The sequence below is a fragment of the Clostridium hydrogeniformans DSM 21757 genome (assembly GCF_000686705.1).
In the GTDB taxonomy this organism is placed as follows: domain Bacteria; phylum Bacillota; class Clostridia; order Clostridiales; family Clostridiaceae; genus Clostridium_Z; species Clostridium_Z hydrogeniformans.
Window position 1 is genome coordinate 426905 of record NZ_KK366004.1, and the last position, 25930, is coordinate 452834.

Sequence of the window (25930 nt, forward strand, 5' to 3'; positions counted from 1 at the left end):
GGGATTCTTATGGAGAAGAGAGTAGGACTTCAAACAGTAAAGCTAGAGAAGAAGCCTAAAATTCTTGCAGCTACAAGTATAGTAGGACCTAAGGAGGGAAGAGGGCCGTTAAAAGACTTTTTTGATATAATTTTAAGTGATGATACTAATGGAAAGGACACATATGAAAGAGCAGAAAGTTCTATGATGTATCATGCTATAAAGGAATCAATAAAAAAGGCGAAACTTAAGGAAGAAGATATAAATTATATGTTTGCAGGAGATTTACTTAATCAATTAGCATCATCAAACTTTGTGGCTAGAGATTTGGATATACCATTTGTAGGTCTTTATGGAGCATGTTCAACCATGTCAGAGTCTTTAGGTATTGCCTCCTTAATTATGGATGGAGGATTTGCAGACTATGCTATTGCGTCTACATCCTCTCACTTTAGTTCTGCAGAAAGACAGTTTAGATTTCCATTAGAATTTGGAAGTCAAAGGGCAGAAACCAGTCAATGGACAGTAACAGGTTCAGGTGCCATGGTTTTAGGGCTTAAGGGAGATTTCCCAGAGGTTACTTATGTAACCACAGGGAAGGTAAAGGATTATGGAATAAAGGATGCAAATAATATGGGTGCTGCTATGGTACCAGCAGCAGTTGATACTATTTATAATCATTTTAAGGATACAGGATTTAAGCCTAGCGATTATGACATCATAGCTACAGGGGACTTAGGAAAGGTAGGACGAGAAATAACAGAAAAGCTACTTTTAGAGTATGGATATGATGTTCGTGGAATATATATTGATTGCGGAGAAGAGATTTTTGATTCTAACACTCAAAATACAGCATCAGGAGGTAGTGGTTGTGGATGTTCTGCTGTTGTAACCTGTGGGTATATATATAAAAGTATGCTTCAGGGAAAAATCAAGAGAGCTTTAATTGTATCAACAGGAGCTTTAATGAGTACTACATCCTCCTTCCAAGGTGAAAGTATACCTGGTATTGCCCATGGAGTAACCATCGAATATAAGGGGGGTAAGTAAAATGATGAGTTATGTAAATGCCTTTATAGTAGGTGGAATAATATGTGTAATAGCTCAAATACTCATGGATAGGACTAAACTTACTCCTGCCAGAATACTAGTGGCCTTTGTAACCTTAGGGGTTATATTAGGAGGACTTGGATTATATGAGCCTATAGTTAAAATAGGAAAAGCTGGAGCTACAGTTCCACTACCAGGCTTTGGATATTCTTTAGCTAAGTCTACAATAAAGGAAGTAGATAAAATAGGTATACTTGGAGCTTTTACTGGAGGAATAAAAGGAACTGCTGCAGGTATAACGGCGGCAATATTATTTGGATATATAATGGCATTAATATTTAATCCTAAAACTAAGGAATAAATTTAATATATTTAAAATTTATATTAAAAGACCCCTATAATCTATACAAAATTATTCCATATATGATATGATAAAGTGGATATTATTTAGATGGGGTCTTATTTTCCCTCTAAATTTAGATGAATTTGTCCTAAGTGGTAAAAGAGGATGAATTTATAATATAAGAAGGAGTATATGCATGGAAAAGTGGTATGGAAGAGCATTTGCTTATATATTAGAAGAACTTAAGGTAATGCAAGAGAAAGGTATAGAGGAGAGAGAGCTTTATAAAAGAATTAATGAATTTGGAAATAATTCTATTTCTCTTAAAGAAAAAGAAAGCATTTTTAAAGGTCTATATAGAGAAATCATAAATCCATTTATCCTATATATAATATTATCATTGTTCATAGGATTTTATTTTAAGACTTATATAAATTTATTTATACATGGAATATTTTTAATAGGATATATTTATTATTTTGTTAGAAGCTATAAAAAGAATTATGAATTCATAGAAGAATTTGAGAATCTTAATAATATAGATGTAAAGGTTATGAGAGGATATAGAGCAAAAAACATTAAGTCATCGGATTTAGTTGTAGGTGATTTAATATATTTAAAGGAAGGAGATATAGTTCCTGGGGATATAAGACTTATAGAATGTAATAATTTAAAGATAAATGAATACCTTATAACTGGAGAAAAGGAAGCTGTAGAAAAATATTCAACTAAAATAGAGGAGAAGGATTTACCTGTAAATCTTATAGGCAATATGGCCTTTATGGGAAGTAAGGTTATAAAGGGAGAAGGACTTGGAGTAGTTGTTGAAGTGGGAGATAAAACTCAGATAGGTAAAATAATAAGTTTTACAGATATAACTTCTAAGGAAAGTGCAGACTTTAAAAACAATACTTTTAATTATTTAAACAGGATTATATATTATATATCAGCATTATGCTTAAGCCTTGGAATTGTTTCATTTCTATATTATAAAGATATAAATTTATCCATAAAGTTATTTTTGAAAACTTTTCAGACAAGCTATCCAATATGGTTTTTTATAATCCTTATTATTATTTTTATTAAGGAAATAGCAGGTTTTAAAAAAAGAGGAGTACATATAAATTCTTTTGATACCTTACTTAAAACAACCAATGTTCATAGTATTTTTATGAATAAGGAAGGTGCTTTAAGTGATGAAATTCTTACGTTAAGAAGAGTATACACTGATTCAAAATACATTAAGCTTTATGATATAGATGAGTTTAAAGAAATAAATGGAGATAGAATGCTATCCATTGCATATTTAACCTCCTCAGGAAAAGTTAATAGTAGTGATAGAGCTATAATGGATTTCATTGGATATAATGGATTAAATGAGATTACAGAAGAACTTAGAACTATAAAGATTTTTGAAATTCCTTATGATAGTGGTAGAAGATTAAAGACTGTAGTGAATAGAATAGAAAACTTCTATAGGGCTCATGTAAAGGGTGATGTAGATGTTGTGCTAGATGCATCAACACATATAATGAAGGATGGTGTTGAAATAGAGCTTACTAGGGACCATATAGATGGTATAAAAAATGCTCATATAGAGATGAGTAATAATGGACTTAGAGTTATGGCTCTTTCCTACAGAAACTTTGCCTATGAGCCATCTTCAAAGGAGAATATAGAGAGTCATCTAGTTTTTGTGGGTCTTATTGCTCTTAAGAGCGAATTTAACACTACCTCAGTAGAAGATATAGGGTATTGTATAGATAATGCCATAGTGCCTATTATAGCTACAGATGAAGACAAGCTGTCCTGTATACATACCTTGAAATATTTAAACATAAGTGGGGGACTTCAGAAGATACAAAGTGGTATAGAAATAGATTACACCACTCATGAAGAATTTGAGAGGAATATATATAAGTACAGAATCTTTTCAAGAATTAACTCTTATCATAAATATATAATCTTAAGAGAATTAAGAGAAAGGGGAATGGATATATTATTGTTTTTAGATAATATGACCTATCTTCCTATGATGAATCTATGTAGTTTAGGGGTTGGAGTTGGTAAAAATCTAACTAATATGATAAAAAAACTTTGTCCTATTTATATAGAGGAAAATTATCTTCACAATATGATTTTTGTTATAAAGAGAGGAAAGTCACTAAGCAAAGGAAAAGAATTATTAGAAGAACTTTTAAAATTTATAAGTATTAATGCTACCTGTGCTATTTTTCTATGGTTATTTCTTATTAGTGGAGAAAAAGGTGATAGTATTTATATAGGAGTAAATATAATATCTATACTAATTGCTCTTAAGATATTTTATAATGAAAATAAAATTTTAAATTTATTATTAAACCTGTTATTTTTCCTAGGAATAATATTAAGTATAGTATGTTACTATTTCTTAGGATGGAGTATTATAAAAGTTTTAGCACTAGCAGTATATATTGCTATAAATATATATGGGTATAATAAGATTAGATTAAAAAACTTTAAAAACACAACTTTAGATTTTTAATTTTATAAAAATTAAAGGTTTGAGCTCACCTACTTCTGTCAAAAATAAGAAGGAGGTGAGCTTTATGTTTAATGTGTGTGAAATAACAAATTTAAGTAGTGGAACTATAGAATTACTTTTAGATATCAATGAATACTATGATTACTGTGATGATATAAGTGTAGAAGAAGCTGAAAGCTTAGTGTCAACATACTATAGAGTGAAAAACAAAACCAATTCCCTAAGGGTTAAAAATGTAGCTATGGACTATGGAAGTAATAAAATAAGAATAACTCTTAGTAGCAATTAAACATGAAGAAAGAAATTATTTATTATACTCTGGCACTTTTCTTTGGAAATATACTTTGCTATATATTTTTCAATATAAAAATACTTTCATTAGCAATATTTTTAGTGGTTACTGTTATTATGATTTTAACCTTAAGTAAGAAGCATTTTTTTATATGGGCAGGATTTCTTATTATAGGCTTCCTAGGGTTTCATAATTTTTTTAATATAAATCTTAAGGGAGATAAGTTTTTAATGAGAGTTGTAAATGTAAGTACACCAAGAGTAACACTTTCCTTTAAAGGTAGAGAAGTTTACATTTATGATTTCACAAAGTCTATGAAAGAAGGAGAGAAGCTAGTTCTAACAGGTGATTTTAAAAAGAATATAACCTATGAAAAGGGAGCAATTGGAGCATTAGAAAATCATAAAATAATAAGTAGGGAAGAGGATATATTAACTAAGGTTTATAATTTTAGAAAGGTGATAAAATCTAAATTTCAAGATGCTCTTGGAGAGAGTAGAGGAGCTTTACTTAGTGGAGTAGCCTTTGGGGACTTAAAAGGAATGGATAGCCAGGATATGGAAGACTTTAAAGCTCTAGGAATAATTCATAGCATAAGTATATCAGGCTTTCATTTAAATTTAGTATATTTTACCCTTAAGAGGTTTTTAGGAACAAAACCATCTATTATTATAAGTCTTATATACGTAATATTTACAGGCGCTAAAGTATCTTCTCTAAGAGCTTTTATAATGATATTATTTCTAGTTCTATCAACAAAGGTTTATAAAAAATATAATGGGGTCACTATTTTAGCTTTTTCAGCATTACTTCTTATGTTTTATAGACCACATTACTCCTTAAATATGTCTTTCCATCTTTCGTTTCTTAGTACTTTAGGAATACTTCTTTATATGGATAAGTTAACAAAGATATTATACAAGCTTCCTAAGTGTTTAAATACCCCACTAAGTATAACTCTTAGTGCTCAAATACTTACCTATCCATATGTGGCAATAGCTCTTAACTATTTTACTATTGGATTTATAATGGGAAATCTTTTAATAACCCCTATTATAAGTCTACTTATTATTTTAGGTAATGCCGCCATAATTTTTTACCCTATTCCCATTGTATTTGATTCAATATTATATATGGCAAGAATTATTATAATATTTATGGAAAGGGTAAGTGAAATATTAGTTAAAATAAATCCTAATGGACTATATGTTGATTACAAATATGGAGTAATTTATACTCTTTTAATAATAAGTTTTTACTTATATTTTAAAGGCTATAAAAATATGAAATACCTTCCAATAGCTATTGCTTTATCAGGGGTATTTTGGATATATTCTATATTTCCAACTATTACTGTAAGAACTATTTCTAGTGATACTGTGTACTTTATTAACTATAAATTCAGTAGGGTATTTATTTCAGAAAAAGAAATAAAAGATTATTATTTAAAAAATAAGCTTAAGTATGGGAATTTAATAGAGAGTAAAGAAGAGAAATATAAAGTGAATTTTAATAAAACTTATGATATAGTAATTAAGAATAAAAAAATATATGTATATAAGAAGAAAGACTTACACTATGAAACAGTGTTAGAGGATGGGGTAGTTTTAAAGATACTCCCTAATAATATAGTTAAGATAGGGGGATAGATATGACTTTAGATGAATTTGAAAAATCCTTAAAAGAGGAAAAGCTCTATAACGCCTATATATTTTATGGAATAGATGAAAGGCAAATAAAAGATGCCATAGACCTTTTAGTAGAAAAAGTTATAGACAAAAGCTTTAAGGATTTAAATTATATAAGGATGGATGGATTAAACTTAGATATGGATAATTTCATAAATACTTGTGAGACCATGCCATTTATGAGCGAAAAGAAGATAGTAGAAATATTTAGGGCAGAAAATTTAAGGGTGAAGCCATCAGAAAAACCTTCTAAAATCTTTAAGGATATTATATCTTACATGAAGGATATGCCAAGCCATAGTATAGCTGTAGCCTATTATATTTTTCAGGATAAAAGGGAGAAAAATAGAGAACTAGATAAGCTTAAGGGCAACATATGTGCAGTAAAGGTGGATGAACTTAAGGGAGATAGACTGTATAAAAAAATTCAAAAGGTATTTTATAAAAAAGGCAAAGATATAGGGAAAATTGAACTTAGATATTTTGCAGAAAAAGTAGACAATGATTTAAATATAATAGAAATGGAAGCAGAGAAGCTTATAAGTTATACAGAGGGAAGAGAAATAAAAAAAGATGATATAAATGCTATTCTTCCTATAAATAACAATGATGATGATATTTTTGACTTAGTAGATGCTATAAGTAGTGGAAGGACTCAAAAGGCTCTTATGCTTTGTAATGAACTTATATTTAAGGGGTCTAAGGAAACAGCCATACTATCTATGATAGAAAGACAGTTTGATCTTTTATTAAAAGGAAAAGCAAAATTTCAAAATAGAGAAACTCCAGATGAGTTCTCAAAGGCCTTTGGACTACATCCTTATGTAGCTAAAAATTTAATGGAACAAAGTAAAAGATTTAGTGAAAAACAACTTAAACAGTGTTTAACTATTTGTTTAAAAGCAGAGGAGAATATGAAGTTTTCTACTGGAGATAATAAAATGGAACTTGAAATGTCAATAATAAACTGTGCTAGAGCTAAAAAGTAGGATTTTATAAAATTATAGAGTAAAATAAAAAACCGGTAAATATACCGGTTTATTTATTATGCGTTTAATGCATTTAATTTCGCTGCTAATCTAGATTTCTTTCTAGAAGCCATGTTCTTATGAATTATTCCTTTTGTTGAAGCCATATCTAAAGCTTTAACTACATTTTCGAAGTTAGCCTTAGCCTCTTCTACATTGTTTGAAGCTACTGCAGCCTCAAACGTTTTTATAGTAGTTTTAAGAGCTGATTTTACCATCTTATTTCTAAGAGTTTTAGCAGCTGTTACTTTTATTCTCTTCTGAGCTGACTTTATATTTGCCATGTTTTTTCACCCCCTTTATATTATATAGGGCCTCTGCAGTATTGGGGAAATCTGCGTACGAGTCTATCTTTTAACAAAGGTTATTATAGCATTAAAAAAATAATACTTCAAGAGAAACTTTAAATATTGGATAAATAAAATTCCAGTTATATAAAATGAAAAAATTACAAAAGATATATAAAGAGTTACTTTAAAGGAGGATTTTATATGTTTAGTATAAGAACAGATTTAGCTTTAGAAACAAGAGAGATGTATGTTAAGAGTAATAAAAAAGAATGTGACGGGGTAGAGGTTATTGAAAAAGAAGAAAATGATATAAAGATTTCCACAGTAAAAATAATAAATGATATTGGAGAAAAAACCATGGGAAAACCTAAGGGAACCTATGTTACTATGGAAATGCCAAAGCTTACTCTCTATGATGGAGAACTTATGGATAATGTAAGTAATTCTTTAGGAAAAGTCCTTTTAGATATGATAAAAGTGGATAAAAATAAAACAACCCTAGTGGTGGGCCTTGGAAATTGGAATGTAACTCCAGATGCGCTAGGACCTAAGGTTATATCAAAACTCATGGTAACAAGGCATATTAAAGAGTTAATGCCAGAGGCTATAGACGAGGATGTAACACCGGTTTGTGCTATATCTCCAGGAGTATTAGGGCTTACAGGTATTGAAACAGGAGAAGTTATAAAGGCTTTAGTTCAGAAAATAAAACCAGATTACGTAGTTTGTATAGATGCTTTAGCATCTAGAAGGCTGGAAAGAGTTAATAGAACTATACAAATAGGAGATACAGGAATATCACCAGGAGCTGGAGTTGGTAATAGGAGAATGGAGATAAATGAGAAAACTGTGGGAGTCCCTGTTATAGCTATAGGAGTACCTACTGTTGTATATGCAGCAACTATTGCTAGTGATACCATAGATTTAGTTATAGATTCTGTAAAGTCACAGGCATCAGAGGGAGATAAGGTATATGATATGTTAGGGTCTATAGATAAGGGAGAAAGAAATCAGCTTATACATGAAATATTAAATCCTTATGTAGGGGATTTAGTGGTCACCCCAAAGGAAGTAGATTCTGTTATAGATTCTGTATCTAAGATAATTTCAACAGGAATTAATATAGCTCTTCAACCGGCGTTAAATATGGAGGAAATAAATAAGTTCCTAAATTAGAATACATAAAAGATATTTATATATTGATCTTCTATCACTCAGTTAAATAAAAGATATAAATAGAAGAATATTAACTTAAAAGAGGGATTTTCATTAAGAGATTTTTAATGAGAATTCCTTTTTTAACTTTCTATAAAATATATTATACAAGTTTCAAAGAAAATTTTAGAGTCATATCCTTTAATATAAGGAATCTAGGTAATATTTTTATTTTTATAGTAATATAATACCCTATAGGGGGAGATGGAGGTTGTATTACACTAAGAAAAGAGCAGATAATAACCTAAAAATAAGGTTTCTAATTTATATATTTTTAACCATAGTTATGTTTATAGCCCTATTTAATTTTTTAAAAGGTAATCTTTTAAATGGAGTACAGGGAAATATAGTCTATGGAGAAATGTTAAAGTATTCAATGCCCTTAATGGGAGGAAGTGAAGAGGGGGAGATAGAAGATCATTATAACTTAAAGAAATATATGATGAAGATATTAGGAGTCAATATATATGAGCCCTTAACTATTCTAGAAAAGGAACTTCCCCTGACAGCATTAAATAATACGGGGGGAGAGGGGAGTTTAATTTCTTTAACCCCTTTTAATATTTCAGAGAGTAGTATATCTCAGGGGGAAGAGGAAAAAACCCAAGGGGATAAGGATAAGGAGTCCTTAGAGAATAATAAAGATTTAAAGAAGACTCTTGATAAAGGTGAGCCAGAGGTTTTAATATATAATACTCATAATAATGAGGACTTTTCACCTGGGGGACCAGTAAATGGGATAACAACAGTTGGAAATGAATTAAAAAAAACCTTGGAGGAAACCTATGGCATATCAGTAATTCATGATACAACTGTTCATATTAAGGATTATAATGCGGCTTATAAAAGTTCGGTTAAGACCTTAGAGGGATACTTAGATAAACACAAGGATTTGAAGCTTATAATAGACCTTCATAGGGATGGAGGACCTAGTAAAGCTTCTATAACCACTAATATAAATGGAGAAAATGTAGCTAAGATTATGTTTGTTATATCTAAGGCTAGGAAAAACCTTGATGAAAATATGAAGTTGGTAAATGAAATGGTTGAAACTAGTAATAAATTATATCCAGGATTCACTAAAGGAGTGCGAGAGGTTAATAGGGGAAAAAACAATTATAATCAGGATAAGAGCTCAAAAGTTGTACTTATAGAAATAGGGTCGGAGGTATCTACCATAGATGAAGCAAAGGCATCAACTAAATATTTAGGAAGAATAATAGCTGAAACTATTAATAAAAAATAATTATAGATATAGGTACAACATGGTTAAGTACCAAAATTACCTAAGTAATATTTTTATCCCCCTATTAATATAATACCTTATAGGGGGGATGGAAAGTGCAATACAGCAGAAAAGGAGAGGGGAATAACCTAGCAGGTAAGTTTTTAATTTTTATACTTTTTACTGTAATTACCTTTATAGCTTCATTTAATTTTTTAAAGAGTAGTGTATTAAAAGGGATACAGGGAAATATATTCTATGGAGAAGTATTAAGATATTCAATGCCAATAATAGAGCTAAGTGAAGATGATGGAGTTACAGAACATCACTATGATTTTAAAAAATATATAATGGGTATATTAGGAGTAAACATATATGAACCTTTATCTATTTTAGAGAAGGAGCTTCCATTAATAGCTTTAAATGATAATGGAAGTGGAGGGAATATGATATCCTTAAATCCATTTAAACTTCCAGATAGCAGTGTATCTCAGGGAGAGCAGGGAGAAGATAATAATAGTAAAACAAATAAAGATAAGGAAGCTTCGGCAGAAAATAAGGACTTAAAGAAGACTCTTAATAAAAGCAAGCCAGAGGTTTTAATATATCATACCCATAATAATGAGGATTTTTCCCCAGGAGGACCGGCTAATAGTATATCAATTGTAGGTAATGAATTAAGTAGAATTTTAGAAGAAACCTATGGTATATCAGTAGTTCATGATAATAGTATTCATATTAAGAATTATAATACATCTTATAAAAGTTCTGCAAAGACCTTAGAAGGGTACTTAAATAAGGAGAATGATTTTAAGGTTATACTAGATTTACATAGGGATTCAGGCCCTAAAAAATCTTCTATAACTACCAATATAAATGGAGAAAATGTGGCTAAAATTATGTTTGTAATTTCTAAAGATAGAAAAAACCTTGATGAAAATATGAAGCTGGTAAATGAAATGGTTGAAACTAGTAATAAATTATATCCGGGGTTTTCAAGAGGGGTATTTTCATATAATAGAGGGCAGAATAATTTTAACCAAGATAAGAGTTCAAAATCTATACTTATAGAATTAGGATCAGATGCATCAACTATAGAAGAAGCAAAGGCATCAGTTAAATATCTAGCAAGAATAATAGCGGAGAGTATTAATAAAAAATAAAGAAATAGTAAGTAGCAGGGAATTGAAGTTAATTAAAAGAAAAATGTTAAATAATAAAACCAGAGTTAAGACTTTTTATAGGATTAAACTCTGGTTTATTTTTTTATTAATTTGGTTAGTATTATAGAAAAATAGTTTATTAGGAGATGTGTTATGAAATTTTCAGGTAAGTTTAAATATAAAATATTATTTATATTCTGTGCATCAATATTTATATATGGTTTTTTTAGTGTAAATATTAAATGTACAGAGAAGTTTAGTTTAGGAGAAAATAAGAATAATGAAATACTTTTAGGTGATAATAAAACCATAATTAAAATTAGGGAGGATAAGGCGCCCGTAAAATCTTCTAATGATGAAAAAGAAGGGCTTAAAGTATCTATCCCCAATTATGATATAGTTTTTTCAAAAAAACCACTTAGTGATTTTAAAAGTTATGTAGCTGAAAAATTTAACTTTAAATAGGTTAAGTAATTAATATACTATCTAAGCTTAAGTATAAATAAGAAATTAAGATTAAATGAAAAATAATGGTGAAAAATTAATAGTATATAAGTATTAAGGCTTAATATTGACATTTACACAGGACCTTGTGGTATAATTTATTGTGATTCAGTATGACATGGGGGTGAATTCTGTTCAAGGGAACAGGTTATTATGATAAATGATAGACAAAAACGTATAAGAAATTTCTCAATAGTAGCACATATTGACCATGGTAAGTCTACACTTGCTGATAGATTAATAGAGAAAACCGGAACATTAACTAAGAGAGAAATGGATGCTCAAGTTCTTGACAATATGGATCTTGAACGTGAAAGAGGAATAACTATAAAGGCTCAAGCGGTAAGATTAATATATAATAGACCATCTGATGGAAAAGAATACATATTAAATCTTATAGACACCCCAGGACACGTAGATTTTAACTATGAGGTATCTAGAAGTCTTGCAGCATGTGAGGGAGCTGTACTTGTGGTGGATGCAACTCAAGGAATACAAGCTCAAACCTTAGCTAACTGCTATTTAGCTTTAGACAATGATTTAGAGATAGTACCAGTTATAAATAAAATAGATTTACCTTCTGCAAGACCAGAGGAGATAAAGCAAGAAATAGAGGATGTTATAGGGATAGAAGCACAAGATGCTCCTTTAGTTTCAGCAAAATCAGGTCTTAATATAGAAGATGTATTAGAGGCTGTGGTTGAAAAGGTACCTTATCCAGATGGAGACCCAGAGGCTCCTTTAAAGGCATTAATCTTTGACTCTTATTATGATAGCTACAAGGGTGTTGTAAGTTATATGAGAGTTATGGAAGGTACAGTAAAGCCAGGAACTAAAATAAAGCTAATGGCAACTAATAAAGTTTATGAAGTTAATGAGGTGGGAGTGTTTACCCCAGGTTTTATGCCAATAGAAGCTTTAGGACCAGGAGAGGTTGGATATTTAACTGCTTCAATAAAAAATGTAGCTGATGCTAGAGTGGGAGACACTATAACAGAGGCACAAAGAAGTACAGAAAAAGCATTGCCAGGTTATAGACCAGCTATACCTATGGTTTACAGCGGTATTTACCCAGTAGATGGAGCGAAATATGAGGAGCTTAAAGAAGCCCTTGAAAAACTTCAGATAAATGATGCGGCTCTTCAATTTGAACCAGAAACATCTTTGGCTCTAGGTTTTGGTTTTAGATGTGGATTCCTTGGACTGTTACATATGGAAATAATTCAAGAGAGAATTGAAAGAGAGTTTAATTTAGATATTATAACAACAGCTCCTTCTGTTATATATAAGGTAATAAAGACTGATGGAGAAATGTTAGAAATCACAAACCCAACTAATCTTCCACCTATGACTGAAATTGATTATATGGAAGAGCCTATGGTTAAGGCATCTATAATAAGCCCTACAGACTATGTTGGAGCTATAATGGATCTTTGTCAAACAAAGAGGGGAATATTTATAGATATGCAATATATAGAGACTACAAGGGTAGTTATAAATTATGATATACCTTTAAATGAGATAGTTTATGATTTCTTCGATGCCTTAAAATCTAGAACTAAGGGTTATGCGTCTTTAGACTATGAATTAAAGGGATATACTCAGACTAAGCTTGTAAAACTTGATATACTTTTAAATGGAGATGTAGTAGATGCATTATCTATGATAGTTCCAGAAGAAAGAGCTTATCATAGGGGACGTGGTATAGCTGAAAAGCTTAAAGAAATTATACCAAGACAATTATTTGAGATTCCGATACAAGCAGCTGTTGGAGCTAAAATAATAGCTAGAGAAACAGTTAAAGCTATGAGAAAAGATGTTTTAGCTAAATGTTATGGTGGAGATATATCAAGAAAGAAAAAATTATTAGAAAAGCAAAAAGAAGGTAAGAAGAGAATGAGACAGGTAGGTTCTGTAGAAGTTCCTCAAGAAGCATTTATGTCTGTTCTTAAAGTTGATTAATAACAGTTTAATAGGAGGATAATATGAAAGAGGTTTCATTATATATTCACATACCATTCTGTAAACAAAAATGTTGGTATTGTGACTTTCCCTCCTTTGCTGGAAAAGAAGATTTAATGGATGAATATTTAAAAGCTCTTAGAAAAGAAGTTAATAATAGAGTTAAAGATGTAAAAATCAAGACTATATTTGTAGGTGGGGGGACTCCCACCTATTTGCATTTAGAAGGAATATTAGAGCTTGGGAACATTATAAGTGGTCTTAATACAGCAGAGGACTTAGAATTTACAGTGGAAGCTAATCCAGGGACTTTAACAGAAGAAAAGCTTAAGGCCTTAAAGGATATAGGAGTTAATAGAATATCTATAGGACTCCAAGCAGTTCAGAATAACCATTTGAAAGATATAGGAAGAATTCATACTTTTAATGAATTTAAAGAAAATTTTTATAAGGCCAGAAATGCAGGGTTCAACAATATAAATGTTGATTTAATGTTTGGACTTCCAAATCAAACCATAAAAGATTGGGAAGAAAGTTTAAAGGAAATAAGTTCCTTAGAACCAGAACATATATCAGCCTATAGTCTTATAATAGAAGAGGGAACACCTTTTAAGAGATATTATGAAAAGGGAATACTTAGACTCCCAACGGAAGAAGAAGAAAGAACAATGTATAATATGACTTTAGATACTTTAGGGGAAAAGGGATATACTCAATATGAGATATCAAATTTTTCTAAGACAAATAGAGAGTGCAAACATAATATTGTTTATTGGGACCTTAAGGAGTATATAGGAGTTGGTTCATCCAGTAGCTCTTATATAAATGGTAAAAGATATAGAAATCAATGTAGCATAGAAAAGTATATAGATGAAGTAAATGAAAAGTCATATTCCTTTGAAGAGGTAATAGAAAACTCTCTTGAGGATAATATGGAAGAGTTTATGTTTATGGGTCTTAGAAAAATAGATGGGATATCCATAGATGATTTTAATAAAAGATTTGAAAATGATATTTATAGTGTTTATGGAAAATTAATAGATAAGTATAAGAGTCAAGGTCTTTTAATAGAGGAAAAAGGAAGAATCTATTTAAGTTATAAAGGTATAGAAGTTTCTAATGTAATTATGAGTGATTTTATATTATCTTAATTATTATATTTAAACTAGAAAATAACTCTTAATGGTTAGAAGGAATAAAAAAATTTGAAATTAATTTTATTTAAGTCTAGTAAAAATAATATAGTAAAATTAATTTGTAGAAGATTAAAAAAGTTTAATTAGAGCAATATATAAAGGCGGAAACTTAGCCTTTATATATTGCTAAAATAGATTGAATGCTATTAAAGTGTATAAATATATCAGGAAGTAAGTATTATATTAAATAATTATAAGCCTTAATTTAGATTTGCTTAATACAAGTTATATAATAAACTTTATGGAGTAGATTATATAACTTGTAGTTTATATTTAATACTTTTTAATAAAGATAGGAATGAAACTTGAAAATATAAGACAAGAGAATACTTAATAGATACAGGTTTTTATTCCCTTAAAATATAGGTATTTGAATAAATAATTTTAGAGGGAAATATTTATTTGTAGGAATAGTAAAAAAGTTTTATAAAGAAAATAGTAGTAAGATAAAGAAAAATAGAGCTATAGTCATATAATAATATTAATAAAAGATATATTTATCCTTATAAAGGTTAAGGACCATTGACAAAAAAAAGGTGAAATGTTATTTTTAATTCATAGTCATTAGCACTCGACACATATGAGTGCTAATAAATGAGGTGATACCATGGAAATGGATGAAAGAAAAATAAGAATTCTTCACGCTATAATAAATGATTATATAGGTAATGGTGAGCCAGTAGGTTCAAGAACCATAGCAAAGAAGTATGACTTAGGTATAAGCTCAGCGACTATAAGAAATGAAATGGCAGATCTTGAGGATATGGGATATCTAGAACAGCTTCATACCTCTTCAGGAAGGAAGCCTTCAGACAAAGGGTATAGGCTTTACGTAGATAAACTAATGCCTAAGGAAGCTTTAAGTTTAGAAGAAGAGCTTAGAATAAAAGGATATTTAATAGATGTAGCCTTAGGTGAAGTTGATAAAATTCTAAAACAAGCAGTGGGAGTTCTTTCAGAGCTTACCCATCTAACTTGCATTCTTAAAAATCCTTCAGTTAATAAGAGTCGGATTAAGTCTTTGCAGCTTTTATCTATAGATAGTAATACTATATTGGTGGTTATGGTTACAGATGGTGGGATTATAAAAAATAATTTAATAAGAACCCATAGTGTACCAAATGCTGATGTGCTAGTTAAAATATCTAATGCCTTGAATTATAGAATTAAGGATTTAACCATAGAAGAAATTAATCTTGAGGTTATAAACAATCTAAAAAAAGATTTAAGGGGATATGATGATATATTTAATGCTATAATACCCTCAATATATGATACATTGAGGGAAACTGAAAATCTTGAAGTTTATACTGAGGGTACTGCTAATATATTTGATTATCAGGAGTTTAATGATATAGATAAGGCAAAGGAATTTTTATCATTACTTTCTAATAAAGACTTAGTAAAGAATCTTATAAATACAGAAGGGGAGCTAACCTTAAAAATAGGTGGAGAAAATTATATTAAAGAAGCTAAAGATTGTAGTATAATATCTGCGTCCTATAATATAGGGGAGACATCTTTAGGGACTATTGGTCTCATAGGACCAACTAGAATTCCTTATTCTAAGATAATGTCCATAATGGCAAAGGTAATGAAAGAGCTTAATGATAGCTTAAGGCAATATAGCGATTATTAGGAGAAGGAGTGTAACCATGGAGAATATGGATAAAAAGTCTGAAACACAAGAAGAATTAAAGGATAATGAAAATCTGAAAAATGAAGAAATAGAAGAAACAGAAGAAAAAAATTGTGAAGAGGACAATGAGTTAAAGGTAAAGAGTTCTATAAAATCTTTAGAAGATGAAAACAAAAAGCTTGCAAATGAAATAGAGGCTTTAAAAGATAAATTACTTAGAACTAATGCAGAATATGAAAACTTTAGAAAAAGAACAGCAAAAGAAAAAGAAGGAATCTACACAGATGCTTGTGAGGATGTTTTAAAGAACATACTACCAGTTATAGATAACTTAGAAAGAGCTGTTGAAATTGAAGGCAGCGCTGAGGATATTAAAAAGGGTGTTGAGATGACATTAAAGGCCTTTGATGATGCATTTAATAAATTAAATGTAGAAGAAATAGATACTAAGGGAGAGTTTGACCCAGTATTACACAATGCAGTTATGCATGTTGAGGATGAAGCCTTTGGAAAGAACTCAATTGTTGAGACATTTCAAAAGGGATATAAAAGAGGCGATAAAGTATTAAGATATAGTATGGTTAAAGTGGCCAACTAATAAAGGAATTTAAGGAGGTAAAAATTATGGGAAAAGTAATAGGAATTGATTTAGGAACAACTAACTCTTGCGTGGCAGTTATGGAAGGGGGAGAACCGGTAGTTATAACAAACTCAGAGGGTGCTAGAACTACTCCTTCAGTAGTTTCTTTCCAAGCTAACGGAGAAAGATTAGTAGGCCAAGTGGCGAAAAGACAAGCGATAACTAATCCTGATAAGACAATAATGTCTATAAAGAGACATATGGGAACTAACCATAAGGTTAATATAGATGGGAAGGATTATACTCCTCAAGAAATATCAGCTATGGTACTTCAAAAGATAAAGGCAGATGCTGAAGCTTATCTTGGAGAATCTGTAACTCAAGCTGTTATAACAGTACCAGCTTACTTTAATGATAGCGAAAGACAAGCGACTAAAGACGCTGGTAAAATAGCAGGTCTTGAAGTTTTAAGAATAATAAATGAGCCAACAGCAGCATCTTTAGCTTATGGAATAGATAAAACAGATACTACTCAAAAGATCTTTGTTTATGACCTAGGTGGTGGTACTTTTGACGTATCAATACTAGAACTTGGAGATGGAGTATTTGAAGTTAAGGCTACAAATGGAGATACATCTTTAGGTGGAGATGACTTTGACCAAAAGGTTATAGATTATATAGCAGAAACTTTTAAAGCAGAAAATGGTATAGATTTAAGAAATGATAAGATGGCTCTTCAAAGATTAAAAGAAGCAGCAGAAAAAGCTAAGATAGAGCTTTCATCTTCAACTCAAACAAATATAAACTTACCATTTATAACAGCTGATGCTACAGGTCCAAAGCATATAGATCTTAACTTAACAAGAGCTAAGTTCAATGAACTTACTCATGATTTAGTTCAAAGAACTATAGAGCCTATGAAAAAGGCTTTAGCTGATTCAAGTCTTTCTATGAGTGATATAGATAAGATAGTACTTGTTGGAGGATCTACAAGAATACCAGCAGTTCAAGAGGCAGTTAAGAACTTTACTGGAAAAGAACCTTCAAAGGGAGTAAACCCAGATGAATGTGTTGCAGTAGGTGCTGCGATACAAGCAGGAGTATTAACTGGAGATGTTAAGGATGTATTACTTCTAGATGTTACTCCATTAACTCTTGGAATAGAAACTTTAGGAGGCGTTGCAACTCCATTAATAGAGAGAAATACAACAGTGCCAACTAGAAAGAGCCAAGTGTTCTCAACAGCAGCTGATGGTCAAACATCTGTTGAAATTCACGTTGTTCAAGGTGAGAGACAAATGGCTGGAGATAATAAGACTCTAGGAAGATTCACTTTATCTGGAATAGCACCAGCACCAAGAGGAATTCCTCAAATAGAAGTTACTTTTGATATTGATGCTAATGGATTAGTTAATGTTTCTGCTAAGGATAAGGGAACAGGAAAAGAGGCTAACATAACAATAACAGCTTCAACTAACCTTTCTGATGATGAAGTAGATAAGGCTGTTAGAGAAGCTGAAATGTACGCTGAAGAAGATAAAAAGAGAAAAGAGTCTATAGAAATTAAAAATAACGCAGATCAATTAGTATATCAAACTGAAAAGACTTTAGGAGAACTTGGAGATAAGGTATCAGCAGAAGATAAGGCTAAAATCGAAGCTAAGGTAGAAGAGCTTAAGAAGATTAAGGATGGAGAAGACTTAGAAGCTATTAAAAAGGCTACAGAAGAGTTAACTCAAGAATTCTATGCAATATCTTCAAAGATGTATGAAGCAGCAGGTGGAGCACAAGCTGGAGCAGAAGGCTTTGATCCAAACAACATGGGAGGATCTCAAGGAACTGAAGAAGGTCCAAAGGGAGACAATGTTGTAGATGCTGATTTTAAAGTAGATGACAAATAATTAAATTCATAATATATTAAATAGGGGAAGGCTTAGTCTTCCCCTAATTTAAAGTGTAGGTGGTGAAGTTATGGCTAAAAAAGATTTTTATGAAGTGCTGGGACTTGAAAAAGGTGCTAGTGATGATGAGATAAAAAAAGCATTTAGGAAATTAGCTATTAAATACCATCCTGATAAGAATCAAGGAAACAAGGAAGCGGAAGAAACATTTAAAGAGATTAACGAAGCTTACCAAGTTTTAAGTGACCCAGAAAAGAAGGCAAGGTATGACCAGTTTGGAACAGCAGACTTTGATGGATCAGGATTCGGAGGAGCAGGATTTGGTGGCATGGATTTTGACCTTGGAGATATCTTTGGAGATATCTTTGGAGGCTTTGGTGGAGGTAGAAGGAAAAAAGGTGGACCAGAACGTGGAGAAGACCTTGAATATAATGTGACCTTAACCTTTGAAGAGGCAGTTTTCGGAGCTAAAAAAGAAGTATCAATATCAAGAAGTGAGAATTGTAGTACTTGTAATGGAAGTGGGGCTAAAGCTGGAAGTTCTCCAACTACTTGTAATAAGTGTGGAGGAAGTGGGCAAGTAAGAGTCCAAAGACAAACTCCTCTTGGAGCTTTTGCCACAGTATCAACTTGTGATAAATGTGGAGGAAAAGGAAAGATAATATTAAACCCATGTGGAACATGCCATGGAACTGGTAAGGAAAGAAAGCAAAGGACTATAACAATAAATATTCCAGCAGGAGTAGATACAGGTAATGTTATGCCTTTAAGAGGACAAGGAAACCAGGGAACTCAAGGAGGTCCTCCAGGGGATTTATATGTAGGTATAAATGTTAAGCCTCATAAGACCTTTAAGAGAAAGGGATTTGATATTTATATGGATACACATATATCTATGGCAAAGGCAGCCCTTGGTACTGAGATAAAGGTTCCAACAGTAGATGGAGATGTGACTTATGATGTACCACAAGGAACTCAACCAGGAACAATCTTTAGACTTAAGGGTAAAGGTGTTCCTAGGATAAACTCAAGTGGTAGAGGAGATCAATATGTCAATGTTGTGGTAGAAGTACCTAAAAACTTAAATGAGAAACAAAGAGAGGCATTAAATATGTTCCTTGAGGCTAGTGGAGATACACCTAAGGAAAAAGAAGGCCTTTTTGAAAAATTGAAAAAAAAGCTTTAATGAACTAGAGGCTTAGTCTTTTAATTTAAGAGACTAAGCTTTACTCTATATAGACATAATTATATAGAGAAGGTAAAATATATTAAGTATATTCTATGGATTAAAATAAATTTGGAAGGATTGATAGCATGAAAGGTACTTGGATAGAAGTAAAAATTATTACTAAATCAGAGGCTTTAGAGATAATACAAGGGATTTTTTATGGATTAGATGTTAAGGGGGTTGCTATAGAAGATCCTAATGACTTCTTAGAAACTGAAAAAGGACCATTAACATGGGATTTTGCAGATATAAATATATTAGAGCATAAAGGAAAGGCAGCTATGGTAAAGGGATATTTCTCTGTTGAAGAGAATATAGACGAAATCATGGAATATATAAAAGAAAAGCTTGAAGAAATAAGAAGTATGGGTATAGATATAGGAGAAGGAACCTTAGAGTACCAAAAGGTTAATGAGGAAGATTGGGCAAATAATTGGAAAAAGTATTATAAGCCAACAAAAATCGGAAAAAATATAGTGATTAAGCCTATATGGGAGGAATATAAAGAGAGTAAAGAAGATATAGTTATAGACCTTGATCCTGGAATGGCTTTTGGAACAGGAACTCATGAGACTACAAGAATGTGCATAGAAGCTCTTGAAAAGTACATAAAGGAAGATACAGTGGTGTTTGACATTGGTACAGGGTCAGGAATTCTTGCTATAGCTGCAGCAAAGCTTGGAGCTAAAAATGCATTGGGAGTAGATCTTGATCCAGTGGCTGTGGAATCTGCAAAAGAAAATGTAGAATTTAATAAGTTAGATAATATAGAAATTCTTGAAGGAAACCTTTTAGATGTAGTAGAGGGTAAGGCTGATTTAGTAGTGGCTAATATAATTGCAGAAGTTATATGTATATTAGTGGATGATGTTAAAAAGGTATTGAATAAAGGTGGATTGTTTATAACCTCAGGGATTATTCATGATAGATGTGAAATGGTTATAAATAAACTTGAGGAGTCTGGATTTGAAGTAGTTGAAATTAATAAAGATGGAGAATGGAACTGTATAATAGGTAAAATAAAGTAGAAAAAGGGAGAAGTATTTATGCATAAATTTTTTACAACCAGTGAATTAGTAGATGAGATTTATGCCACTATAGTTGGAGATGATGTTAAGCATATATATAAGGTCCTAAGATTAAAAGAGGGGGACCAGGTAATTATAAATAATGGACTTTCAGAAGAATATCTTGGAGAAATTGAAGAAGTAACTAAAGAAAAGGTTATTGTAAAAATCATAAAGAAAAATGAAATAAATAGTGAAAGTAAAGTTAATATTACTTTATTTCAAGGAATGCCAAAGGCAGCTAAGATGGATCTAATAGTACAGAAGGGAACAGAACTAGGAGTAAATAATTTTGTTCCAATAATAACTTCTAGAGTAGATGTTAAGCTTAAAGGTGAATTTAAAAAACTAGAGAGGCTTCAGAGAATTGCCTTAGAGGCATGTAAGCAATGTAAAAGAGCAAGGGTGCCAGAAGTATTAGAACCTTTAGAGTTTAAAGAAATGTTAAATGAGTTAGAGAACATGGATTTAGTAGTAGTTCCTTATGAAAATGCTACTGGTCAGGGAATTAAGCAGTTGGTTAAAAATGTACCACAGGATGGGGTTTGTGATATAGGAATAGTGATAGGACCAGAAGGTGGTTTTGAAGAAGAAGAAATAGAAGCTCTTAAGAGTATAAATGCTCATATTGTAACCTTAGGCCCAAGAATATTAAGAACAGAAACAGCGGGTCTTGTATGTACATCGCTTATACAATATGAGTTTTCAGATTTAGGAGGGATAATTTAATGAAGGTGGCATTTTCAACTTTAGGGTGTAGAGTAAATGTATATGAATCAGAAGCAATGACGGAGAAATTTATAAGAGAAGGTTATGAAGTTGTAGATTTCTCAGAAGTGGCAGATGTTTATGTAATAAATACATGTACTGTTACCAATATGGGAGATAAAAAATCAAGACAAGTTATAGGAAGAGCTAGAAGGCTTAATGAAGATGCTATAATAGCTGTTGTTGGTTGCTACTCCCAGATAGCCCCAAAGGAAGTGAGTTCTATTGAGGGGGTAGATGTAGTTCTTGGAACTAGGAATAAGGGAGAGGTTGTATACTGGGTAAATAGAGCCTTAGATGAGAAAGTACAAATAGTTCAAGTTGCGGATAATATAATGAAAAATAATGTTTTTGAGGACCTTAATATTGAAGAGTTTAAAGATAAGACAAGGGCATTTTTAAAGGTACAGGATGGATGTAATAGATTTTGTAGTTACTGTTTAATTCCTTATGCAAGAGGTGGGGTTTGTAGTAAGAATCCAGATAAAATAGAAGAAGAGGTTAAAAAGTTAGCAGAACATGGATTTAAGGAAGTTATACTTTCAGGAATACATACAGCATCCTATGGAGTGGATTTATATGGAAATATAACCCTTGTGGATGTTTTAGAAAGAATAGAGAAAATAGAAGGTATAGAAAGGGTAAGAATAGGATCCATAGATCCTAACTTCTTCACAGAGGATGTTAAAAATAGAATAGTAAAGCTTAAAAAGCTTTGTCCTCATTTTCATCTTTCCCTTCAAAGTGGAAGTGATGAAACCTTAAAAAGAATGAATAGAAGATATAAGGCAAGTGAATATGAGGACATAGTAAATATGCTTCGTGAAGCCTTTTTAGATGCTTCAATAACAACAGATGTTATTGTAGGATTCCCAGGAGAAACAGAGGAAGAATTTAAGGAAACCTATGAATTTTTAGAGAGAATAAAGCTTTCTAAGACTCATATATTTAAGTTTAGTCCTAGAAAAGGAACTCGTGCTGCTACTATGGGTAATCAAGTAGATGGAAATGTTAAAGAAGAAAGAAGTAAGGCATTAATTGACTTAAATAGTAAAAATGAAAAAAACTTTATGGAAAAATTTCTAGGGGAAAAAACAGAAGTTTTATTTGAAGAAGAAACAAAGGAAAAAGGATTTTATTCAGGTTATACAAGAAACTATGTTAGAGTAGAGGTGCCTTTTGAAAATTCCTCAATAGTTGGAAAAATACTAAAGGTTAAAATAAAAGATAGCAGGAATGAAATATTAATTGGAGAATTAATATAATATAGGAGTTTTAACTTGAAATTTATTTTATACAAAGCTTAAAATCTATGATTTTAAGTAAGGGAGGTATGGATAAATTAAGTGGAAAGCTTAAAATTATATATAGGATTTTAAGTTTTAAAGTTAAATTATAAATCTACCTAAAGCAGTATAAATCAAATATGATTTCAATGAATAAGTTAATAATTTATATTTAAACCCTATATAAGTATTTTAATAATAAAGAAAAGCCTAGAAACTTATATGGTATATTTTAACTTTTGTATTTATCATAGAGAGGACAGTTATTAAAATTATAGAAGAATATTATAAAATTTATGGTGAAAAACTATTATAGATTAATATATAAACTGAAAATGATTATATATTTTGTATTTAAAGTTTGTAAAGGGGGTGAAATCAAATGGAAAACTGTATATTTTGTAAAATAGTAGGTGGGGAGATTCCGTGTTCAAAGATTTATGAAGATGATAAGGTGTTAGCTTTTAAGGACATAAATCCAGAAGCTCCGGTTCACATTCTTGTTATACCTAAGGAACATATACAAAGTGCTAATGAAATAAATGAAAAAAATTCACATATAGTAGCACACATATTTACTGTTGTTAATAAAATAGCAGAAGAGCAAGGAATAAAGGAAAGTGGATACAGAATAGTTAATAATTGTGGTGACCATGGAGGTCAAACAGTAGGTCATATTCATTTCCATGTGTTAGGTGGTAGAAATCTAACATGGCCACCAGGTTAAAAAATAATATAATGAAATTCTTGACAGCACGCAATTTACTGTTATATAATTAGGTGTGTGCTATTGAGAGCCCACAAGCTGCAATTTTTATAGATATAGAAATTGAGCTAGCGGAGGGAGGGATAGTAAATGTCAGAGATAAGAGTTGGAGAAAATGAAACATTAGAAAGTGCATTAAGAAGATTCAAGAGAAAATGCGCTAGAGCTGGAGTTCTTTCAGAGGTCAGGAAGAGAGAACACTACGAAAAGCCAAGTGTAAAGAGAAAGAAAAAATCAGAAGCTGCTAGAAAGAGAAAGTTCAAGTAAGAACTTCTTTATAGAAGAAGGTAAAGCTATGCCAATTAATAAAGTGTTAAAAACTTACCTTCCCCAGCAGTTAAATCTAGGAGAACTTATAATTACCATAACTAAGAAAAAGCAGCTTGTTAAGTGGGTGCTAATAGCATAAGTGATATGGGAAAAATATATCGCTGTTTTTAGTACTATAATTATAGTGATATTTTGTAAGTTCGATAAATAGAATATTTGAATAATAAATAAAAGAACTCACCATAGTGGGTTCTTTTTTCTTTGTTTATTTTTAAGATTATAAATTATGTTTTATAATTTTTCTAACTTGCTATGAATAAAAATTTAATATAACAACTTTAAAATCTTTAGTTAGATTTAGATAGAATTCTAATATAGTAAAAAAATATGTAAGCTAAGGTTCACCTTATACCCTTTTATATTTTAGTCATTAATTTAGGAAAGTTTTCATAAATTAATATGAAAATATTTTTAGGGGTGAGAGTATGGAAGGAAAAATAAGAAAGGCTAAAGAGCATATAGCAGAGACGTTAGAGATCCCAAGTGATGTAATTTTAGATCTTCCAAGGATAATAATAACTTCCAATAAAGAAATAACCATAGAAAATCATAAAGGAATCATAAAATTTGAAGAAGGGATTATAAAACTTAATTCTAAGATGGGGATTATTGCCATAGAGGGAAAAGATTTTGAGATAGTTTTTATGGGAGGAAATACCTTAACTTTAAAGGGAAGATTTAAATCAGTGGTGTATGAAGGCTATGACAAGGTTTGATTTTATAAAAAAAGGCGTTATAACTATAGAAGTTCAGAGTCTTTCTCCCGAAAAATTTATAAACCTTCTTTGGAATGAAGGGGTAAAGGTGAAAAATGCAACTAGATTATCTAAAGCCCATTGGGTAATGGATTTGGATCCTTTAGATTATTCAAAAATGAAAAAATTATCAAAAAGTCATAAGGTGAAAGTAAAAATATTAAAGACTAAGGGTCTTATAAGCTATATTGTTATGGTGAGAAACAAATTCTCTTTATTTATTGGAGGTATAATATTTTTAGTACTTATATATGGATATTCTTTATTTGTTTGGGACATAGACATAGAAACGGATAAGTATGTATCACCTTACGAGGTAAGGCAGCATTTATCCTTAGAAAATATTAAACCAGGTATTCTTAAGAGTAAAATAAATGTATATGATCTAGAAAAAAGATTAATGGAGCTTGACTCAAGGATAATGTGGGCAAGGGCTAGGTTTGAAGGATCTCATTTTAAAGTCGTAATAGAAGAGAGGCAGAACCCACCTAAAGGATCAGAAGAAGAAGAAAAAGTTAGTGGAGATATGGTAGCAAAAATGGATGGAGAAGTTTTAAGGGTATATACAACTAGTGGCACATCTTTAGTTAAAAAAGGAGATATGGTAAAGGCAGGAGATGTACTAATAAAAGGCATACAGGGGAAAGAGGGAAGTACCTATGAGACTGATGCAGAAGGTGATGTAATTGCAAAAACATTTTATGAGGATGAGGAGGAAGTTGTTTTAAAAGGCGTAAAAAGAGAAAAAACAGGAAATGCAAGTGAAAGTATATATATTCAGTTATTTGGAAAGAAACTTTATCTGAAAAAAGGGGAGGATAAATTTAAAAAATATGATAAAATAGAAGAGAGTGGGACTATATTAAATAAAACTTATTACTATGAGATTAAGGAGAATACCTTTGAGCTTAGTGAAGAAGAGGTAGTATATAAGAAAAGTAATGAAATGGAAGAAAATATAAAAAAGAATTTAGATAAAAGCTCTAAGGTATTAGATAAAATTATAAATAAGTCTAGAGAAGATAATAAACTAACTATAAAAGTTGTTTTTGTTGTAGAACAAAATATAGCAGAGAAACCCACTAATTAAGTTAAAAGAGGGTGATAATCTTGAAGATAAAAGGAAAAATTAAGGGATATAGAGTATATAA

24 protein-coding genes are annotated in these 25930 nt (G+C 30.8%); 23 read left to right on the top strand and 1 reads right to left on the bottom strand.

The window, feature by feature from the left end; translation table 11 throughout:
- Positions 1-9 precede the first annotated feature (9 nt).
- The 6 genes from spoVAD to holA all read left to right on the top strand — a co-directional run bounded on the left by spoVAD (position 10) and on the right by holA (position 6865).
- Positions 10-1029 (top strand): stage V sporulation protein AD, encoded by a 1020-nt coding sequence (spoVAD, locus tag BR69_RS0115255; RefSeq protein WP_027633957.1) that lies wholly within the window; start codon positions 10-12, stop codon positions 1027-1029.
- A gap of 4 nt (positions 1030-1033) precedes the next feature.
- Positions 1034-1390: a stage V sporulation protein AE gene (spoVAE, locus tag BR69_RS0115260; RefSeq protein ID WP_084315560.1), complete on the top strand. Its 357-nt coding sequence runs from the start codon at positions 1034-1036 to the stop codon at positions 1388-1390.
- 178 nt (positions 1391-1568) lie between these two features.
- Complete coding sequence (locus BR69_RS0115265) at positions 1569-3896, top strand: P-type ATPase actuator domain-containing protein (protein ID WP_027633959.1); 2328 nt, start codon at positions 1569-1571, stop codon at positions 3894-3896.
- Positions 3897-3960: 64 nt separating this feature from the next.
- Complete coding sequence (locus tag BR69_RS0115270) at positions 3961-4185, top strand: hypothetical protein (protein ID WP_027633960.1); 225 nt, start codon at positions 3961-3963, stop codon at positions 4183-4185.
- A 2-nt stretch (positions 4186-4187) separates the two neighbouring features.
- On the top strand, positions 4188-5837 hold the full coding sequence (locus BR69_RS0115275) for a ComEC/Rec2 family competence protein (protein WP_027633961.1): 1650 nt from the start codon (positions 4188-4190) through the stop codon (positions 5835-5837).
- Positions 5838-5839: 2 nt separating this feature from the next.
- On the top strand, positions 5840-6865 hold the full coding sequence (gene holA, locus BR69_RS0115280; protein ID WP_034849997.1) for a DNA polymerase III subunit delta: 1026 nt from the start codon (positions 5840-5842) through the stop codon (positions 6863-6865).
- Between the two features lie 56 nt (positions 6866-6921).
- On the opposite strand, the gene rpsT is transcribed toward holA, so the two are convergent.
- A complete protein-coding gene (rpsT, locus tag BR69_RS0115285; RefSeq protein ID WP_027633963.1) occupies positions 6922-7188 on the bottom strand; it encodes a 30S ribosomal protein S20 in 267 nt (88 codons plus the stop codon).
- A gap of 207 nt (positions 7189-7395) precedes the next feature.
- On the opposite strand from rpsT, the gene gpr reads away from it, so the two are divergent.
- The 17 genes from gpr to yqfD all read left to right on the top strand — a co-directional run bounded on the left by gpr (position 7396) and on the right by yqfD (position 25869).
- Positions 7396-8370 carry a GPR endopeptidase gene (gene gpr, locus BR69_RS0115290; protein ID WP_027633964.1) on the top strand — a complete coding sequence of 325 codons (975 nt, stop codon included), beginning with the start codon at positions 7396-7398 and terminating at the stop codon, positions 8368-8370.
- Between the two features lie 250 nt (positions 8371-8620).
- Positions 8621-9655, top strand: a complete 1035-nt coding sequence (locus BR69_RS20680; RefSeq protein ID WP_051623641.1) for a stage II sporulation protein P — start codon at positions 8621-8623, stop codon at positions 9653-9655.
- A gap of 95 nt (positions 9656-9750) precedes the next feature.
- Positions 9751-10797, top strand: coding sequence for a stage II sporulation protein P (locus BR69_RS0115300; RefSeq protein ID WP_027633965.1), 1047 nt, complete (start codon positions 9751-9753; stop codon positions 10795-10797).
- 153 nt (positions 10798-10950) lie between these two features.
- Positions 10951-11262 (top strand): hypothetical protein, encoded by a 312-nt coding sequence (locus BR69_RS0115305; protein WP_027633966.1) that lies wholly within the window; start codon positions 10951-10953, stop codon positions 11260-11262.
- Positions 11263-11454: 192 nt separating this feature from the next.
- A complete protein-coding gene (lepA, locus tag BR69_RS0115310) occupies positions 11455-13263 on the top strand; it encodes a translation elongation factor 4 (RefSeq protein WP_027633967.1) in 1809 nt (602 codons plus the stop codon).
- Positions 13264-13286: 23 nt separating this feature from the next.
- On the top strand, positions 13287-14414 hold the full coding sequence (hemW, locus tag BR69_RS0115315) for a radical SAM family heme chaperone HemW (protein ID WP_027633968.1): 1128 nt from the start codon (positions 13287-13289) through the stop codon (positions 14412-14414).
- Between the two features lie 652 nt (positions 14415-15066).
- Positions 15067-16098: a heat-inducible transcriptional repressor HrcA gene (gene hrcA, locus BR69_RS0115320; protein ID WP_027633969.1), complete on the top strand. Its 1032-nt coding sequence runs from the start codon at positions 15067-15069 to the stop codon at positions 16096-16098.
- Between the two features lie 16 nt (positions 16099-16114).
- Positions 16115-16696, top strand: coding sequence for a nucleotide exchange factor GrpE (gene grpE, locus BR69_RS0115325; protein WP_027633970.1), 582 nt, complete (start codon positions 16115-16117; stop codon positions 16694-16696).
- 26 nt (positions 16697-16722) lie between these two features.
- A complete protein-coding gene (gene dnaK, locus BR69_RS0115330; protein WP_027633971.1) occupies positions 16723-18579 on the top strand; it encodes a molecular chaperone DnaK in 1857 nt (618 codons plus the stop codon).
- Between the two features lie 70 nt (positions 18580-18649).
- Positions 18650-19765, top strand: a complete 1116-nt coding sequence (gene dnaJ, locus BR69_RS0115335; protein ID WP_027633972.1) for a molecular chaperone DnaJ — start codon at positions 18650-18652, stop codon at positions 19763-19765.
- A gap of 128 nt (positions 19766-19893) precedes the next feature.
- Positions 19894-20835, top strand: a complete 942-nt coding sequence (gene prmA, locus BR69_RS0115340) for a 50S ribosomal protein L11 methyltransferase (RefSeq protein ID WP_027633973.1) — start codon at positions 19894-19896, stop codon at positions 20833-20835.
- Positions 20836-20853: 18 nt separating this feature from the next.
- Complete coding sequence (locus BR69_RS0115345) at positions 20854-21603, top strand: 16S rRNA (uracil(1498)-N(3))-methyltransferase (RefSeq protein WP_027633974.1); 750 nt, start codon at positions 20854-20856, stop codon at positions 21601-21603.
- Entirely contained in the window at positions 21603-22907 is a 1305-nt protein-coding gene (mtaB, locus tag BR69_RS0115350) for a tRNA (N(6)-L-threonylcarbamoyladenosine(37)-C(2))-methylthiotransferase MtaB (protein ID WP_027633975.1), read from the top strand. The genes BR69_RS0115345 and mtaB overlap by 1 nt, the downstream gene beginning before the upstream one ends.
- 403 nt (positions 22908-23310) lie before the next feature.
- Entirely contained in the window at positions 23311-23655 is a 345-nt protein-coding gene (locus tag BR69_RS0115355) for a histidine triad nucleotide-binding protein (protein WP_027633976.1), read from the top strand.
- Between the two features lie 129 nt (positions 23656-23784).
- Positions 23785-23961 (top strand): 30S ribosomal protein S21, encoded by a 177-nt coding sequence (rpsU, locus tag BR69_RS0115360; protein ID WP_021801013.1) that lies wholly within the window; start codon positions 23785-23787, stop codon positions 23959-23961.
- Between the two features lie 488 nt (positions 23962-24449).
- A complete protein-coding gene (gene yqfC, locus BR69_RS0115370) occupies positions 24450-24740 on the top strand; it encodes a sporulation protein YqfC (RefSeq protein WP_027633977.1) in 291 nt (96 codons plus the stop codon).
- Positions 24727-25869 (top strand): sporulation protein YqfD, encoded by a 1143-nt coding sequence (gene yqfD / locus BR69_RS0115375; protein ID WP_027633978.1) that lies wholly within the window; start codon positions 24727-24729, stop codon positions 25867-25869. The genes yqfC and yqfD overlap by 14 nt, the downstream gene beginning before the upstream one ends.
- The last annotated feature ends 61 nt before the right edge of the window (positions 25870-25930 follow it).

Coding starts and splice junctions, on each gene's coding strand:
- spoVAD (WP_027633957.1), top strand. CDS start 10: ATGGAGAAGAGAGTAGGACTTCAAACAGTAAAGCTAGAGAAGAAGCCT.
- spoVAE (WP_084315560.1), top strand. CDS start 1,034: ATGAGTTATGTAAATGCCTTTATAGTAGGTGGAATAATATGTGTAATA.
- BR69_RS0115265 (WP_027633959.1), top strand. CDS start 1,569: ATGGAAAAGTGGTATGGAAGAGCATTTGCTTATATATTAGAAGAACTT.
- BR69_RS0115270 (WP_027633960.1), top strand. CDS start 3,961: ATGTTTAATGTGTGTGAAATAACAAATTTAAGTAGTGGAACTATAGAA.
- BR69_RS0115275 (WP_027633961.1), top strand. CDS start 4,188: ATGAAGAAAGAAATTATTTATTATACTCTGGCACTTTTCTTTGGAAAT.
- holA (WP_034849997.1), top strand. CDS start 5,840: ATGACTTTAGATGAATTTGAAAAATCCTTAAAAGAGGAAAAGCTCTAT.
- rpsT (WP_027633963.1), bottom strand. CDS start 7,188: ATGGCAAATATAAAGTCAGCTCAGAAGAGAATAAAAGTAACAGCTGCT.
- gpr (WP_027633964.1), top strand. CDS start 7,396: ATGTTTAGTATAAGAACAGATTTAGCTTTAGAAACAAGAGAGATGTAT.
- BR69_RS0115305 (WP_027633966.1), top strand. CDS start 10,951: ATGAAATTTTCAGGTAAGTTTAAATATAAAATATTATTTATATTCTGT.
- lepA (WP_027633967.1), top strand. CDS start 11,455: ATGATAAATGATAGACAAAAACGTATAAGAAATTTCTCAATAGTAGCA.
- hemW (WP_027633968.1), top strand. CDS start 13,287: ATGAAAGAGGTTTCATTATATATTCACATACCATTCTGTAAACAAAAA.
- hrcA (WP_027633969.1), top strand. CDS start 15,067: ATGGAAATGGATGAAAGAAAAATAAGAATTCTTCACGCTATAATAAAT.
- grpE (WP_027633970.1), top strand. CDS start 16,115: ATGGAGAATATGGATAAAAAGTCTGAAACACAAGAAGAATTAAAGGAT.
- dnaK (WP_027633971.1), top strand. CDS start 16,723: ATGGGAAAAGTAATAGGAATTGATTTAGGAACAACTAACTCTTGCGTG.
- dnaJ (WP_027633972.1), top strand. CDS start 18,650: ATGGCTAAAAAAGATTTTTATGAAGTGCTGGGACTTGAAAAAGGTGCT.
- prmA (WP_027633973.1), top strand. CDS start 19,894: ATGAAAGGTACTTGGATAGAAGTAAAAATTATTACTAAATCAGAGGCT.
- BR69_RS0115345 (WP_027633974.1), top strand. CDS start 20,854: ATGCATAAATTTTTTACAACCAGTGAATTAGTAGATGAGATTTATGCC.
- mtaB (WP_027633975.1), top strand. CDS start 21,603: ATGAAGGTGGCATTTTCAACTTTAGGGTGTAGAGTAAATGTATATGAA.
- BR69_RS0115355 (WP_027633976.1), top strand. CDS start 23,311: ATGGAAAACTGTATATTTTGTAAAATAGTAGGTGGGGAGATTCCGTGT.
- rpsU (WP_021801013.1), top strand. CDS start 23,785: ATGTCAGAGATAAGAGTTGGAGAAAATGAAACATTAGAAAGTGCATTA.
- yqfC (WP_027633977.1), top strand. CDS start 24,450: ATGGAAGGAAAAATAAGAAAGGCTAAAGAGCATATAGCAGAGACGTTA.
- yqfD (WP_027633978.1), top strand. CDS start 24,727: ATGACAAGGTTTGATTTTATAAAAAAAGGCGTTATAACTATAGAAGTT.